Source organism: Pedococcus sp. P1_H8, from assembly GCF_056405175.1.
On record NZ_JBFUCP010000146.1, the window covers coordinates 1 to 506 of the forward strand.

Sequence of the window (506 nt, forward strand, 5' to 3'; positions counted from 1 at the left end):
GCCGCCAACAGCAGGATCTCGAGCACCTTGGCCCGCATCTGCGGGGTGTCCACCTCGGGCGCGATCAGCGACAGGAACATCGCGGCGCCCGCGCCCAGCGCCAGCAGCGCGTCGGCCTCGAGCTGATCCTCGGCCCCGGACCCCTCGGCGGGCGGCAGCATGGCGGCGCTGGGCCCGCTGAAGTTCCGCCACACCGCCCCGCGCAGTTCTTGGTGGTCGCGCAGCGTGGCCAGGAGCGCCGGCACCGCCGCCCGGACCGCGGGGCTGCGGAACACCTCGGAACTACCCGTGGCCACCCAGCGGATCCAGCCGGCCCGGTCCGCACCCTCGAACGGCCGCAGGTCCGGCTCCAGGCCGAGGACGGCGTCGAGGACCAGGTGCGCCTTGGACTCCCACCGCCGCGCCATGGCGGCGCGGCTGACACCCGCCCGGGCCGCGAGCGCCCGCAGGCTGAGCTGGTCGTATCCCACCTCGACGAGCATGTCGCGGGCGGCGTCGAGCACGGC

1 protein-coding gene is annotated in these 506 nt (G+C 75.7%); it reads right to left on the reverse strand.

Going from position 1 to position 506, the window contains the following annotated elements; genetic code table 11:
- Window positions 1–506: helix-turn-helix domain-containing protein (locus AC1DYG_RS19300; RefSeq protein ID WP_477641472.1), on the reverse strand; the 506-nt coding region annotated here is incomplete at both ends.